At 64.8% G+C, this 15,030-nt stretch carries 11 protein-coding genes; 9 read left to right on the top strand and 2 right to left on the bottom strand.

The window, feature by feature from the left end:
• Window positions 1-189: 189 nt before the first annotated feature.
• The 3 genes from IEX24_RS20140 to IEX24_RS11775 all read left to right on the top strand — a co-directional run bounded on the left by IEX24_RS20140 (window position 190) and on the right by IEX24_RS11775 (window position 3,952).
• A complete protein-coding gene (locus IEX24_RS20140) occupies window positions 190-705 on the top strand; it encodes a hypothetical protein (RefSeq protein ID WP_372435717.1) in 516 nt (171 codons plus the stop codon).
• A complete protein-coding gene (locus tag IEX24_RS11780; protein ID WP_372435716.1) occupies window positions 702-2,414 on the top strand; it encodes a DEAD/DEAH box helicase in 1,713 nt (570 codons plus the stop codon). The genes IEX24_RS20140 and IEX24_RS11780 overlap by 4 nt, the downstream gene beginning before the upstream one ends.
• Window positions 2,415-2,626: 212 nt before the next feature.
• Entirely contained in the window at window positions 2,627-3,952 is a 1,326-nt protein-coding gene (locus tag IEX24_RS11775) for a YncE family protein (RefSeq protein ID WP_188678500.1), read from the top strand.
• A 78-nt stretch (window positions 3,953-4,030) separates the two neighbouring features.
• On the opposite strand, the gene IEX24_RS11770 is transcribed toward IEX24_RS11775, so the two are convergent.
• On the bottom strand, window positions 4,031-4,666 hold the full coding sequence (locus IEX24_RS11770; RefSeq protein ID WP_188678498.1) for a TMEM175 family protein: 636 nt from the start codon (window positions 4,664-4,666) through the stop codon (window positions 4,031-4,033).
• Between the two features lie 120 nt (window positions 4,667-4,786).
• Here IEX24_RS11770 and IEX24_RS11765 point away from each other — a divergent pair, with 120 nt between their 5' ends.
• A complete protein-coding gene (locus tag IEX24_RS11765; protein ID WP_188678496.1) occupies window positions 4,787-6,478 on the top strand; it encodes an HNH endonuclease signature motif containing protein in 1,692 nt (563 codons plus the stop codon).
• 151 nt (window positions 6,479-6,629) lie between these two features.
• Here the strand turns inward: IEX24_RS11765 and IEX24_RS11760 are convergent, their stop codons facing one another.
• Entirely contained in the window at window positions 6,630-7,544 is a 915-nt protein-coding gene (locus IEX24_RS11760) for an EamA family transporter (protein ID WP_188678494.1), read from the bottom strand.
• A 107-nt stretch (window positions 7,545-7,651) separates the two neighbouring features.
• Between IEX24_RS11760 and recQ the strand changes: the two genes are divergently transcribed.
• From recQ to IEX24_RS11735, 5 genes are all read left to right on the top strand, one after another.
• Entirely contained in the window at window positions 7,652-9,544 is a 1,893-nt protein-coding gene (gene recQ, locus IEX24_RS11755; protein ID WP_188678492.1) for a DNA helicase RecQ, read from the top strand.
• Window positions 9,545-9,765: 221 nt separating this feature from the next.
• On the top strand, window positions 9,766-11,892 hold the full coding sequence (locus IEX24_RS11750) for an acyl-CoA dehydrogenase family protein (RefSeq protein ID WP_188678490.1): 2,127 nt from the start codon (window positions 9,766-9,768) through the stop codon (window positions 11,890-11,892).
• A gap of 220 nt (window positions 11,893-12,112) precedes the next feature.
• Window positions 12,113-13,132 carry an ATP-binding cassette domain-containing protein gene (locus tag IEX24_RS11745; RefSeq protein ID WP_188678487.1) on the top strand — a complete coding sequence of 340 codons (1,020 nt, stop codon included), beginning with the start codon at window positions 12,113-12,115 and terminating at the stop codon, window positions 13,130-13,132.
• On the top strand, window positions 13,129-13,935 hold the full coding sequence (locus tag IEX24_RS11740; RefSeq protein ID WP_188678485.1) for an ABC transporter permease: 807 nt from the start codon (window positions 13,129-13,131) through the stop codon (window positions 13,933-13,935). Before IEX24_RS11745 ends, IEX24_RS11740 begins: the two co-directional genes overlap by 4 nt.
• 62 nt (window positions 13,936-13,997) lie before the next feature.
• A complete protein-coding gene (locus tag IEX24_RS11735) occupies window positions 13,998-15,029 on the top strand; it encodes a TetR family transcriptional regulator (protein ID WP_188678483.1) in 1,032 nt (343 codons plus the stop codon).
• The last annotated feature ends 1 nt before the right edge of the window (window position 15,030 follow it).

Below are 15,030 nucleotides of genomic sequence, written 5' to 3'. Positions count from 1 at the left end.
GCAGCGCAGGTCACCGCGGTTACAAAGCCGCTGAGGCTGGCGCGCCCAAGAAGGCCCGCTGGAACGCGGATGAGCGCGCTCAGCGCGGCGCCGCACCCACGAACCGTGGCGAGCGACCCAACTGGGAGCCGCGCGCGGCCACGCCGACGCGCGAGAGCAGCTACAGCAACCGTGGCGAGCGGCCCGCGTATGGCGACCGTACTGACCGCGGTGCGTCTGCCGGTCGCGGTGCCTCGACGGGTCGCCCGTCGTACGGCGACCGCAACGACCGCGGTGCTGCTGCCGGTCGCCCTTCGTATGGTGACCGCACTGACCGCGGTGCGTCTGCTGGTCGCGGTGCATCGACGGGTCGCCCGTCGTACGGCGACCGTAACGCGTCGAGCGAGCGCGGGTCGTACGGTGACCGTGGTGCCTCAACCGGTCGCCCTTCGTATGGTGACCGCACCGACCGCGGCGCTTCTGCCGGGCGCGGCGAACGGCCCTCATACGGCGACCGCAATGCTTCGGCTGACCGCGGTGCCCGCACCGAACGGCCGTCATATGGCGATCGTGGAGCTTCGACTGGCCGCCCGTCGTATGGTGACCGTGGAGCTTCGACTGGCCGCCCGTCGTACGGTGACCGCAGCGCGAGTTCTGACCGCCCTTCGTATGGTGACCGCCCGGCTCGTTCCGAGCGCCCCTCGTATGGCGACCGTGCTTCATTGAGTGAGCGCCCGTCGTATGGTGATCGCCCGGCTCGTAACGAGCGTCTGTCGTACACCGACCGCCCCGCGCGCACTGAGCGGCCTGCCTATGGCGACCGCCCCGCACGCACTGAGCGGCCTGCCTATGGCGACCGCCCCGCACGCACTGAGCGGCCTGCCTATGGCGACCGCCCCGCACGCACTGAGCGGCCTGCCTATGGCGACCGCGGAGCATCCACTGGCCGCCCGTCGTATGGTGACCGCGGTGCCTCGAGCGAACGCCCGAGCTACGGTGACCGCAGCGCGAACAGCGACCGCGGTACTCGCACCGAGCGCCCGAGCTACAGCGATCGCCCCGCGCGCTCGTTCGACGACCGTCGTGACTCGAACACCGATCGCGCCTCGCGCGGCAGCGACTTCTACCCGAAGCGCGACGCTAACGGCTACGCGGCCGGTGCGGCAGCGGGTGCCGTCGGCGCCGCAGCAGGCCGGTTCGGCGCGCAAGAAGACGTCGTGCTCGAGCGCCTCGAAGCTGAAGTGACCACCGCGAGCGACGTGGTCGACAAAACCTTCGGCGACCTCGGCTTGGGCGACAACATCACGCGGCAGCTGGCTGCCATGGGTGCTCCGAGCCCGTTTCCGATTCAGGCTGCGACCATTCCCGACGTTCTCGCCGGTAAAGATGTGCTCGGCCGCGGCAAGACCGGCTCCGGCAAGACCATCGCCTTCGGTGCGCCCCTGGTTGAGCGTCTGATGGAGAACGACGGCGCCAAGGGCCGCAAGCCCGGGCGTCTGCCTCGTGCGCTCATCCTCGCCCCGACGCGTGAGCTCGCGATGCAGATCGACCGCACCGTGCAGCCAATCGCACGCTCGGTCGGCCTGTTCACCACGCCCATCTTCGGCGGCGTGCCGCAGTTCAAGCAGGTCTCGGCTCTGCAGCGCGGAACCGACATCATTATCGCGACCCCCGGGCGCCTTGAAGACCTCGTCGAGCAGGGTCGCCTCGACCTCTCGCAGGTCAAGATCGTCGTTCTCGACGAGGCCGACCACATGTGCGACCTCGGATTCTTGGAGCCGGTGCAGCGCATCCTTCGCCAGACCGCGACCTCGAGCCAGAAACTGCTCTTCTCGGCAACCCTCGACAAGGGTGTTGCCCAGCTCGTCAACGAGTTTCTCGTCGAGCCGGCCGTGCACGAAGTCGCCGGCGAAGACCAGGCGTCATCAACCATCGATCACCGCGTTCTGCTCATCGAGCAGCGCGACAAGCGTGCCATCATCGAGCAGCTCGCGTCGGGTGAGGGCAAGACGCTGATCTTCGCTCGCACCCGTGCGTTCGCCGAAGAGCTGGCCGACCAGCTCGACAACGCGGGTATTCCTTCTACGTCGCTGCACGGCGACCTCAACCAGGCTCGCCGCACGCGCAACCTTCAGCTGCTCACCAGCGGCCGGGTCAATGTGCTCGTTGCGACCGACGTTGCGGCACGCGGCATCCACGTCGACGACATCAACCTGGTCATTCAGGCTGACGCTCCCGACGAGTACAAGACGTACCTGCACCGCTCGGGCCGTACGGGCCGCGCCGGCAAGCAGGGCACCGTCGTGACGCTCATTTCGAAGTCACGTCGTCGCCGTATGGACGAGCTGCTCGGCCGCGCCGACATCGAGGCCACCATGGAGTCGGTGACGCCGGGCGATCGGCTCATCGACGACCTGCAGAGCGCGGGCGTGTAGGCGCTTTCGCTTTTCGCGCCGACGCTCTTCGCGCTGACGCTTCAGGGCTTCGGATGCTCTGCCTTCGGGCGGGCATCCGAAGCCCTTTTTCGTGCCCCCCCATTTGCGCGGGTTTCGCGAACCGGCGTAATGAGCGGCGTGAACGGCACTCTCTCTCGGTAGAGCACGAATTCGCTGTGCTCGTGATGAAAACTGAACAGAGTGGGGCAGTAATGTACACAGAACAGAGCCGTCGAGGGGTCACGGCGAAGTACAAGCGCATGGCAGTGATCGGTGCGCTTCTTTCGGTGCCTGCGGTGATTGGGGGTTCGTCGATCGCGTACGCCTCGGGCCCGGGTGATCCGCCGCCGATGTCGGTGCCGTGCACGGGTGGCGTGTGTGCTGTCGGAGATGCGCCGAGCGCGATCGGGGTGAACCCGGTGACCAACCGCATCTATGTCAGCGGAGACATTCTCGACGGCACCATTCGGGTGATCGACGGCGCCACGAGTTCTGTGATCGGCTTGCCGATTACGGTGGGCAGCGGGCCAGTGAGCATTGCTGTGAACTCGGTCACCGACAAGATCTACGTCTCGAACATGTACGACGGCTCGGTTTCGGTGATCGACGGCGTCTCTGACACGGTGGTCAAGACGATCGATCTCGGTTCGTCGTGGGCGGGCGCGGTGACCGTGAATGAGAAAACGAACACCATCTACGCGGCACAGGCGAATGTCGGCGGGCAGATCGTGGCAATCGACGGTGTCACCGACACGATTTCAGGGCCGCCGGTGCCGTTGTCGATGGTCGAACCGGGCAACGATCTCGCGGTCGATCCGGCCACCAACAGGCTGTACGTGCTAGAAGACGACGTACCCGCCGGCTCGCCCGGTGTTCTCGAAGTGATCGACCTCACCTCGCGCGCGCGACTCGCGCTCATCACGGTAGGCCAGGGGCCGTGGGGTCTCGCCGTGGATTCTGCTCACCAACGTGCGTACGTCAACAATTTCGTTGATGGCACCATGACGGTCATCAACACGGTTTCGAACTCGATGGTGTCGAGCGTGAAGGTCGGAACCCAAGCGAAATCGGTCGCCGTCGATTCTGCGACCAACACGATTTTCTCTGTTGTGGGCTCAACGAATTCGGTTCAGGTCGTTGACGGTAAGTCGCTCGCCATCGTGGCGAACCTCCCCGTGGGGCGAGACCCGTATGGCATCGCGGCGAACCCCCAGACGCACTTCGCGTACGTCGCCAACCTGCTCGACGACTCCGTTTCGATCATTCAGCGGCCGACCTCTGCGCCGACCATCACGGCCTCCGACATTCTGCCGATGGCTGCGCTGAAACGCCCGTACCACTTCGATCTGGGCGCGACCGGCTTTCTCCCGCCCGTCTGCCGGGTGGTCGGTTCACCGCCTCCCGGGGTCAATGTGAGCAAGACCACCTGCGTCGTTGCCGGAACCCCGACCAGGGCGGGCACGTTCGACTTCGAGGTCACGGCAACGAACCCGGTGGGCTCGGCAACGTCAGACTACGAGATTGTGGTGAGCCCGTAACGCAGCCGTCGCGGCAGCTGTGAGCTGGGCTTCGGATGCTCTGCCTTCGGGCGGGCATCCGGAGCCCTTTTCGCGGGGTCAGCGTTCGGTGTTCTCGGTCTGCGCTCTCAGGCGTGCGCGGCTTCTGTGCATCCACTGCCGCTCGAACCAGCCCGATGCCAGCAGAATGAGCAGCGACCAGAGGCCCACGCCCGGAATGCTCACAGCCACAATGAACGCGAGTGACATCGCAACCGCCGGAATGATGGCGGCCGAGAGCAGCACGGTGCCGCGAGTATTTTCGATCTGCAGCTCTGGTCGTCGAACGATGATGACCTGCTGCACGAATCCCGCGTAGGTCGTGACGACCATTGTGCCGATGTACAGCGCCGACGTGACCATGTTCGACGCTGACGTCTGACCGAGCAGTTCAGTCGGAAACGGCAAGAAAACAATGGTGAGCAACCACACGAAGTTCACCCACACCATAGGAATCGTGTACGCATCGATCGACCGGTACAGCTTGTGGTGAATGAGCCAGAAATCGGCGATCACCACGAAGCTCAGCACGAACAAGAACAGCTGTTCTGAGTGGTCGGCCAGAAAATCGGCAGGGTTCGTGCTTCCGATGTTTCCGGCATCGGTGACCAGCGGCAAGATCAACAGGGTCACGGCGATGGCGATGACGGCGTCGCTGAGGTTCACGAGTCGGTCGTAGCCGCGCTTAATCACCATGGGGTAATTATCGCGTTTCGCGGGTGTCTTGTTCTTCACATTTTGGTGGTGAACGGAGTTGTGTGTGCAGGTCGTGAGCGAAGGTGAGTGAATGTCAGTGGTTGGTGTTTGACTTGGGTCATGAATGAAACCGCGTCTTCTTCCGTGTCTGTGGGTGATGGGATGCGCGCGCTGATCGGCTCGATTGAGGCGCTGTCGGGGTGCCGTGCTGCCGCGCCCAATGGGCTTGCCGACAACACGGTGGCTGGGTTGTCTGACTCGGATGCGTTGACGGGGCTGGTGCTCGTGGAGCGGCTGGGTAAGTTGGTTGATGCTCTGCGGGTCGAGTTCGCTTCTACAGTGGATGCTCGGTGTGAGGTGTCGCGAGGGGACGACCGTCTCACAGTGAGGCTGGGCTTCGCGACGGTGCAGAAGCTTCTCGCGGCGCACACGGGTACGTCGGTGTCGACGGCGTCTGACAGGTTGCGGCTGGGCCGTCGTATCCGCACGGATATGTCGCTCGCTGGGGTACCGAACCCGTCGCGGTTTCCGCACGTCGAAGAAGCACTCCGTACCGGAGTACTCGGTGTGGATACGGCGGAGGTGATCACCCGGAAGCTGTCGCAGGTCGCGAAGACCACCGGGTACACCGAGGAGCTCGGGGCGGCAGAGGAGTATCTCGTGGCGGCGGCAGCACAGTCGGCGGGTGGTCTGGGTTTCTCCGCGGACGAAGTAGGTATTCTCGCGGGGAATCTCCGCGACCGTCTTGACCCTGACGGGGTCGAACCCCGCGACGCCGGCCTGACCGAGCAGCGCAGCCTCCGATTCATCACCCTGCCGTCGGGGATGGTGAAAATGATCGGCCTGCTCCCACCCGAAGACGCCGCATCCTGGCTCGCGATCGACGCCGCCACCCAAAGCCCCAGGGTGCGGCCGTCGTTCCGTGCTGACCCGGCCGATACGGATCCTGACGGTGGAACTACTGCCGCCCGGCGAAGCGGCGGTGACACGGGCTCTGGGAGGGCCACTGTCGCCGGTGATGCTGCGGCCGGCAACGATCACGGCGACGACGATGAGGCCGGCGAGCCGCCGGTGGATGTGGTGTTCGAGGATCCGCGTACTCGGGATCAGAAATGTTTAGACGTTTTCACTGATGTGATCCGGAGGGGTGCGACGTTGCCTGATGTGCCTCGTATCAACGGTGCCGCCGCAGTCGTTTCGGTGCATGCTGATCTTGATGACATTGTTGCCGGTCGCGGGGTGGGCTGGGTACCCGGCATCACCGAACCGTTACCCGCGTCGAGTGTGCAGCAGCTGCTCTGCCACGCCGACACAACCACCACGGTGTTCGGTGAGGGCGGGCACGTGCTCTGCCAAGGCAAGAAGCAACGCCTGTTCACGACCCGGCAGATTCAGGCCATGGCGGCCCGTGACGGCGGATGCGTCTGGCCAGGCTGCGACAGGCCACCGTCCTGGTGCGAAAGTCACCACACAACCCCGTGGACCTCGCAAGGCTACCTCCCGGGCCGTACCGATGTGAACCTCGGCGTGCTCCTCTGCCATTTTCACCACTCCGTCGTACACAAAACGGGGTGGACGTTGACCATGATCAGCGGGGCACCACACTTCATCCCACCCGACTGCCTTGATTGGACACGCACCCCCAGACCCGCAACCCAGCAACGCACCCGCACACGGCTGAAACCGTTGCATCTTGGCGACCTCCCCGAACGCTCGGAACCCTGGCACCGCACACCAAGCCCCGAGGGCTACGCCGCGAGAAACACCGCCGCCGGCTCCCGCGCGACCAGCCCCGACCGCGATACGCCATGACCCGCACGAGCACAGAACTCCGCCTTCGCCCGGGCCGGGCGGCGATATTCCGTGACAGGGCGGCGAACTCGACGACGAGTGCAGGCACACCCTGTGCTGACGGTGGTGGGCTTCCGCTGATTGAGCTTGTCGAAATCGTGTTGCGAGGTTGTCAGGCGACGGCGAGCATTCCGGCCGCGACGAGCGCGAGAACGAGGCCGCCGATCTGCACGGGTGCTATCCGCTCGCGCAGAACGATGGCCGCCAAGATGATGGTGCCGGCGGGGTACATGGCCGTCAGCACCGACATGACCGCAAGGTCGCCGATGTGGATGCCGGTGAGCAACAGTACGTTCGCCACGGCGTCGAGCACGCCGCAACCGAGGGCGAGAAGCAGAGCTGTGCGCAGGTTCGCTTTCGCGTTGGCGCGGGCATCCACTTCGCTGCCCAAGGGGGCCGCGGGGTGCAACTGGGCGCGTGCGCGCTTGCGTCGGGAGCTGAGCGCTACAACTCCAACGGCGCTGAAGAGAAGCACCGCGTTCACCCCGCGATTGAACAGCAACGGAACGATGCCCGAGTCGGTGGGTGTTTGGTTGATCAGAATCAGAAACAGGCCGATCAGTGCGCCCGAGACGATCGCCATGATCAGGCCCTTCGCCGAGGGCCGCACGGCGCCTTTCTCGGGCACGAAGCCCACGAGAACCACGGCGACGAGAGCGACGCCGAGGCCGAGGTAGCCGACGAGGCCGAAGGTCGTGCCTGTTGCGAGTCCGAAGGTCATCGGTACGACAGCCGACATGATGGCCGTCGTCGGCGAGAGGATGCTCATCGGCCCTATCGCGAGGCAGGCGTACAGCAGCGAGAGCGCGATCGCCCCTGAGATGCCCGACAGGCCGCCCCAGATGACGGCAGACCATGACCAGGCGCCGCCCAGCACCGGAAAGAGCAGAAGCAGAATCACGAGACCGGCCGCCGCGCTCGTTGCTGTGACGATCAGCGGGCTGATGCGTTTCGAGGCGAGGCCGCCGAGAAAGTCTGAGCTGCCGTAGACGAAGGCTCCGGTGATTCCGAGAAGGGCTGCAAACATGTGATTCGAGCCTAGAGCACTGCGTCAGCCGGGCTGTGGAGGAGAAGTTCTCCACAGTGCTTGGCTCACCGGCGTTTCTGTCAGAGGCCGAACCTAAACTGGATGGCATGACACTGAACCTCGAGGCCGACGCCCCGCCTGCGCCCGGCGCCGCTGCTCGCGCCGTGTTGAAGCGGGTGTTCGGGTACGACGACTTTCGGGGTGACCAGGCTGCGGTCATCGAGCAGGTGACAGGCGGTGGCGACGCCGTTGTGCTGATGCCGACCGGTGGCGGCAAGTCGCTGTGCTATCAGATTCCGGCGCTGCTTCGCCCCGGAACGGGCGTTGTGATCTCGCCGCTGATCGCCCTGATGCAAGACCAGGTGGATGCACTGCTGGCCGTCGGCGTGCGCGCTGCGTTTCTCAACTCGACTCAAGACAGCTTCGAGCGCACCCGGGTTGAGAATGCCTACCTCGCCGGAGAACTCGACCTTCTCTATGTCGCGCCTGAACGTCTGGCCTCTGAGGCCACGAAACGGTTTCTGCAGAATGGAACCATCGCCCTCTTCGCCATCGATGAGGCCCACTGCGTTTCGCAGTGGGGGCACGACTTCAGGCCCGATTACCTGGGGCTGTCAGAGCTGGCTGAGCGGTGGCCCGAGGTTCCGCGTATCGCGTTGACCGCCACCGCGACCGACGCTACGCATAAAGAGATCACCGAGCGGCTGAAGCTCGGGCGCGCGCAGCACTTCGTTGCGAGCTTCGACAGGCCGAACATCCGGTACCGCATCGAGAACAAGGGCGAGGTGCGTCGTCAGCTGCTTTCGCTGATTCGCACGGAGCACGACGGCGACGCGGGAATCGTTTATGCGTTGTCTCGAAAGACGGTCGAGCAGACCGCGCAATTTCTGGCCGCCAACGGTGTGAATGCGCTGCCGTATCATGCCGGTTTGGATGCTGGCCTGCGGGCGCGCACGCAGTCTCGATTTTTGCGAGAAGACGGGGTGGTCATTGTGGCGACCATCGCCTTCGGCATGGGAATCGACAAGCCTGACGTGCGGTTCGTGGCGCACATCGACCTGCCGAAATCGGTTGAGGGCTACTACCAAGAGACCGGCCGCGCGGGGCGAGACGGGTTGCCGTCGACCGCGTGGCTCGCGTATGGGCTGCAAGATGTGGTTCAGCAGCGCCGCATGATCGAACAGTCACCGGGTGATCTTTCGCATCGGCGAAAGCTCTCGTCGCACTTAGATGCCATGTTGGCGCTGTGTGAAACGGTCGACTGTCGTCGAGTGAACCTGTTGGGGTATTTCGGGCAAGGCAGCGTGCCGTGCGGCAACTGCGATACGTGTCTGCTGCCGCCGCAGTCGTGGGATGGCACGATTGCGGCGCAGAAGCTGCTTTCGACGGTGGTTCGGTTGCAGCGCGAACGCAACCAGAAATTCGGCGCGGGGCATCTCATCGACATTTTGCGGGCGAACAAGACCTCGCGGGTCGATCAGTACGGGCACGATGAGCTCGCTGTGTGGGGCGTCGGGTCTGACCTGAGCGAGCAGCAATGGCGCGGGGTAGTGCGTCAGCTGCTGGCCAAGGGGCTGCTCGCGGTGAACGACGACGGGTTCGGAACGCTCGTGCTGGCTCCGGCGAGTGCCGATGTGCTGAGTGGAGCAATGACGGTGTCGATGCGCACCGAACCGGAACGTTCGGCCGGCAGCGGGGCGGGAGCCGGGGGAGCGGGTGCGGGAAGTGGCGGGTCGCGAGCTCAGCGAGCGAAGGCTGCCGTGGCCGACCTTCCCGACGATGCGGTGGCGCTGTTCGAGGCGTTGCGTGCGTGGCGTTCTGCGACGGCGAAGGTGATGGGTGTGCCGGCGTATGTGATCTTTCACGATGCGACTTTGCGCGAGATCGCGGTTCGGCGCCCGGCCGTGCTGGCCGACCTCGATGGCATGAGCGGGATCGGGCAGAAGAAGCTCGACACGTACGGTGAAGATCTGCTGGGGGTGGTGGCGGCGACAGCTTGAAGCGGGGTGGCTAACTGGGCTGAGTCGTTGTGTGACCTCTCTCGTGAATGGCTGGCTGCTTTGTAGACTCTCGCATAAGCCGCGGCGATCGGTTGGGCCCGGGTTGTAGGCCAGACACTGCATGTTTTGGCAAGCGTGGACGGGCTCGTACTGTGGCATCGACGGCGTATGTGTGCCGTGAGGGTAGCAAAAATCGGTCCAATGAAAGACGAGGGTCATCGATGGTAGACACTGTTGCATCGAGCACATCGGCGGCGAGCGCTGTGGCAGCCGGAACTTCGGCATCAGCGGGCAAAAAGACCGGTGGTCGGGCATCGGCAGCGCCGATCGGTGCTGGTGTTGAGCCCACGATCGACGTGGAATGGCTCGGGCGTTATCTGCTCGGCACGTGGGCCGAGGCGCGGCTGGATGCTCGCCGAGTGACTGCCCGCCCCGAGTTGCAGCGCGTTGAAGGTCAGAGCCTCGCCGAGCACCGCCAGACGGTGTTCGAGCAGCTGCACTACCTGGTGCGCGAAGGTGCGGTCAACAAGGCGTTCCCGACTCGGCTGGGCGGTCAAGACGACCACGGTGGCAACATCGCCGGGTTCGAAGAGCTCGTGACGGCCGACCCGTCGCTGCAGATCAAATCGGGTGTGCAGTGGGGGCTGTTCGGTGCCGCAGTGCTGCACCTGGGCACCGAGTATCACCATGACACGTTCTTGCCGGCCATCATGAGCCTCGAGGTTCCCGGTGCCTTCGCCATGACGGAGACGGGCCACGGTTCAGATGTCGCGGCCATCGGCACCACGGCGACCTACGACCCCGATGCGCAGCAGTTCGTGATCAACACGCCATTCCGCGGCGCCTGGAAAGACTATCTCGGCAACGCGGCCGTTCATGGAACCGCAGCGGTGGTCTTCGCCAAGCTGATCACCCGCGGTGTGAACCACGGCGTGCACGCGTTTTACGTTCCTCTCCGCGACGTCGATGGCGGCTTTCTGCCGGGAATCGGCGGCGAAGACGACGGCCTCAAGGGCGGTTTGAACGGCATCGACAACGGGCGGCTGCACTTCAGTGACGTGCGCGTTGCGCGAACGAACCTGCTCAACCGGTATGGCGACGTGTCAGAAGAGGGGGAGTACTCTTCGCCGATAGCGAGCCCCGGGCGACGATTCTTCACGATGATCGGCACACTGGTTCAGGGGCGCGTTTCGCTCGATGGGGCATCCACTGCGGCCGCGAAAGTGGCCCTGAAGATCGCACTAACTTACGCCACTCAGCGGCGCCAGTTCACCGCCGGCAGCGACACGAACGAAGAGGTGCTGCTCGACTATCAGAAGCATCAGAGCAGACTCATTCCGAAACTCGCCACCACGTACGCGGCGAGTTTCGCGCACGAGGTGCTGCTGACGAAGTTCGACGCCGTGTTCTCGGGCAAGAACGACACCGATCTCGACCGCCAAGACCTCGAGACTCTTGCAGCTGCACTCAAGCCGCTCTCGACCTGGCATGCTCTCGACACCCTGCAAGAGGCGCGTGAGGCCTGTGGCGGAGCCGGCTTCTTGGCAGAGAATCGCTTCACGAGCCTGCGGGCCGATTTGGATGTCTATGCCACGTTCGAGGGTGACAATCACGTTCTGCTGCAGCTGGTTGCAAAGCGGTTGCTGACCGACTACAGCAAGAAGTTCGCCAAGGCCGATGTGGGTGTGCTCGCTCGCTACGCGGTCGAACAGGCTGCTGATCGCACGGTGAATGGCATGGGTCTGCGCCGCATTGCGCAAACCGTCACCGACCATGGTTCGACGGCCCGTTCGGTGGGTCAGCTGCGCTCGGAGAAGGTGCAGCGGGCGTTGCTCACCGACCGGGTCGAGACGATGGTGGCCGAGGTTGCAACCCGGCTGCGCCCCGCCAATAAGGCCTCGAAGAAGAAGGCCGCCGATCTGTTCAACCAGAACCAGAACGCCATGATCGAGGCCGCTCGCGCTCATGCCGAGTTGCTGCAGTGGGAGGCGTTCACCGACGCCCTCGCGAAGGTCGAAGACACCGGCACCAAGACCGTGCTCACCTGGGTTCGTGACCTCTTCGGGCTCGGCCTCATCGAGAAGCACGCCGCGTGGTACCTCATTCACGGTCGGCTGTCGCCGAAGCGTGCGCAGGCCGTGAGCGACTACATCGAGCGGCTCACTGCGCGGCTGCGCCCGCATGTGCTCGATCTCGTCGAGGCGTTCGGGTATGGCCCCGAGCACCTGCGGGCTCCGATTGCGTCGGGCGCTGAGGCCGAGCGACAGAACGAAGCGCGTGAGTACTATCGCGAGCTGCGGGCGAGCGGCAATGCACCGGTCGACGAGAAGTCGATGAAGAAGAAGTAGAAGCGCACGGAGAGGCAAACGTCGTCGTAAACGTCGACAAAAAACGGCACGGCTGAGGCCGGGAGAGCATCCGCTGCTTTCCCGGCCTTTTTCGTGCTTCTTCTTTGAGATCTTATTGCGTATGGCATACACACTGTGTAGCTTGTACACCAGTGTATGCCATACACAGTGCGAGAGCATCCGGTGCCCGCACACTCAACGCAATCAGACGGAGGAAAACATGCCCACGCCAGTCATCGAGGTCTCTGGCCTCACGAAGAGCTACGGCTCAAATCACGTGCTGAAGGGGGTGAGTTTCGAGGTGCAACCGGGCCAGATTTTCGCGATGCTCGGCCCGAACGGCGCAGGCAAGACCACCACCATCTCGATTCTCACAACGCTCGTGCGCCCCGATTCCGGATCCATTCGCATCGCGTCGACCGACGTGCTGGCCGACCCCAAGCAAGCGCGGCGGCACATCAGTCTTACGGGCCAGTTCGCCTCGGTCGACGCGTTTCAGACCGGGCGTGAGAATCTCGCCATGATGTGCCGACTGGCACACCTCAACCGGCGCGAGACGGCGCGGCGTTCGGCCGAGTTGCTCGAGCAGTTCGGGCTCGTCGATGCGGCCAACCGCCGGGTGGCGCAGTACTCCGGTGGTATGCGTCGCAGGCTAGACCTGGCGATCAGCCTCATCGCGCGCCCTCCCGTGGTCTTTCTCGACGAACCGACGACCGGGCTCGATCCGCGCAGCAGGGTGCAGCTGTGGTCGATCGTGCGCGAGCTCGCAGGCAGCGGAACGACGATCGTGCTCACCACGCAGTATCTCGACGAAGCAGACCAGCTGGCTGACCGCATCGCGGTGCTCGACGAGGGCACGATCGTGGCCGAAGGTACCGCGCCTGAGCTCAAGAGCCGGGTTGCCGGCCAGCGCGTTGAGTTCACGCTTCAGGATGCCCGGAGTTACGCTCTCGCTCGAACCCTCGTGACGCCCACCTCAGAGAACCCCGAGCTTTTGACGGTCAGCGTCGACGCACCGGCACCCATGACGGTGATTGCCGACATGCTGGCGCTCGCGGCCGAACACGACATCGTCGTGGCCGACGTCAACGTTGTGAAACCGACCCTCGATGAGGTGTTCTTGGCGCTGACCGGGCGCAGCGCGACGAGCGGCAACGCGAACGGGCGCGCGAACACGACCACGAACGCGAACGGGCACACGAACACGGACGCGCGTGAGCCCGAGCAGGTGGCGGCATGAGCGCCGTGGCCACGAGCCGCGGCTACGCCGGTGCCACGACCGCACCTCGTTCGAACCCCATCGCCGACATCGCGGCCATGGTGGCTCGCGAGGCGCGCCGAACGGTGCGAAGCGTCGACGGGCTCGTCTCCGCCTTCGCCATTCCCGTGTGCATCATGCTCGTCTTCGTGGTGGTGTTCGGCGGGGCGATTGAAACCGATGGCAAGTACATCGATTACGTTGTGCCGGGCATCCTGGTGCTCTGCCTCGGGTTCGGCTCGGCATCCACGGCGACAGCGGTTGCGCAAGACATGACCAGCGGAACAATCGACAGGTTCAAGACGCTGCCGATTTTCGGGGCATCCGTTCTGTACGGTCATGTGATCGCGAGCGTCTTACGAAACCTGGCGGCGTGCGTTCCGGTGCTGGCGGTGGCCGTGCTGCTCGGCTTTCGGCCGCACGCAGATGCCGCAGGCTGGGTGGCTGCCATCGCTTTCTCGGTGCTGATCATTGTGGCGTTCACCTGGCTGAGTTGCGTTGCGGGGCTCGTACTGAGCATCGACGCGGCCAACAGCATCACGTTCGTGTTTCTGTTTCTGCCGTACGTTTCGAGCGGCTTCGTCGCGACCGACACGATGCCGAGCTGGCTGCAGGGTTTTGCGAACAATGAGCCGTTCACGCCCATCATCGAGACGCTGCGCGATCTGCTCAGCGGTGTGGCGCCCGGCGACGCGCTCTGGCAGGCGTGCGCTTGGCTGGTGGGCATTCTCGTGGCCTCAGTCGTGTTGTCGATGCTGCTCTACCGGCGCACGGTGGCCCGCTGATGAGCGACGGGCTGCTCGGCCTAGACTGGCAGAACTGGCGCGCGTGGCAGGAGGACGACGGCATGACAGAACCTGTCGAGGTGTCTCTTCCGCACGCGGTTGCGCTGTCGTGGGGCATCGCCGAGCGGCCCGAACGCGGCCCGAAGCGCGAACTGAGCATCGAGCGAATTGTCGAGTCGGCGATCGACATCGCCGATGTCGAGGGGCTGTCGGCCGTGTCGATGAGCCGGGTTGCGACATCCCTCGGGTTCACCACCATGTCGCTCTACCGGTATGTCACGAGCAAAGACGACCTGTTGCTGCTGATGCAAGACCAGGCGCTCGACATGCCGATTCCGCCAGAAGCAACCGGTGCTGGGCAATCAGATGCCGGCTGGCGGCTGCAGCTTCGCGAGTGGGTGTTGTTGACGCGCCAGACCTACCTCTCGCACCCCTGGTACGCAGAGATTCCCGTGTCTGGGCTGCTGCTTACGCCGATGAACCTGCGTCTGGTCGACTGGGGCGTTCGGTGCCTGGCGCCGACGGGGCTGAGCGGAAGCGACAAGCTCGCGATCGTGTTGCTGGCCGGGGGCTACGCGCGTTCGGGCGGTGGCGGTGTGCCCGAGTTCTCGGGCGGCTCGGAATTCGCGGTGGCGGTGCGCGAACTCGTCACCGAGGAACGGTTTCCGTACCTGCGGCCGGTGATTCTCGAGGGGGCCGGTGCGGCCGGTGTCAGCGGCTACGGCAGCGGCGACGCGGGTGCGGGCGGTGGCAGCAGCGACGCGGGCGCCAGTGTCGGTGGCGCCAGTGGCGGCGGGGCCGGGGTCGGCGTCGGCGCAGCCGATTCGTTCGAGTTCGGGCTCGAACGGCTGCTCGACGGCATCGAGCACTACCTCGGCCAGACCGCATCGCAGCGCGAGCATGCGTTGCTCGCCGCTTCTACGGCCGACGTGGATGCCCGGCTCGAGTTCTACCCGAAAGACCCCGCCGTGCGTGAGGCCGCCGCGAAGCGCCGCGAGGCCGAAGGGCGCCTGCGCGAGGCGCAGAAGCGTGAGCGCGAAATGATCGCCAAAGCACGCGAGCGGGCAGCCAAATTGGCCGCCCGCTCGAAGTGAA

This window comes from Subtercola lobariae, assembly GCF_014640255.1.
Lineage (GTDB): Bacteria > Actinomycetota > Actinomycetes > Actinomycetales > Microbacteriaceae > Subtercola > Subtercola lobariae.
The sequence above is the reverse complement of the archived record's forward strand: the minus strand, read 5'-3'. Positions and strand labels throughout refer to the sequence as shown.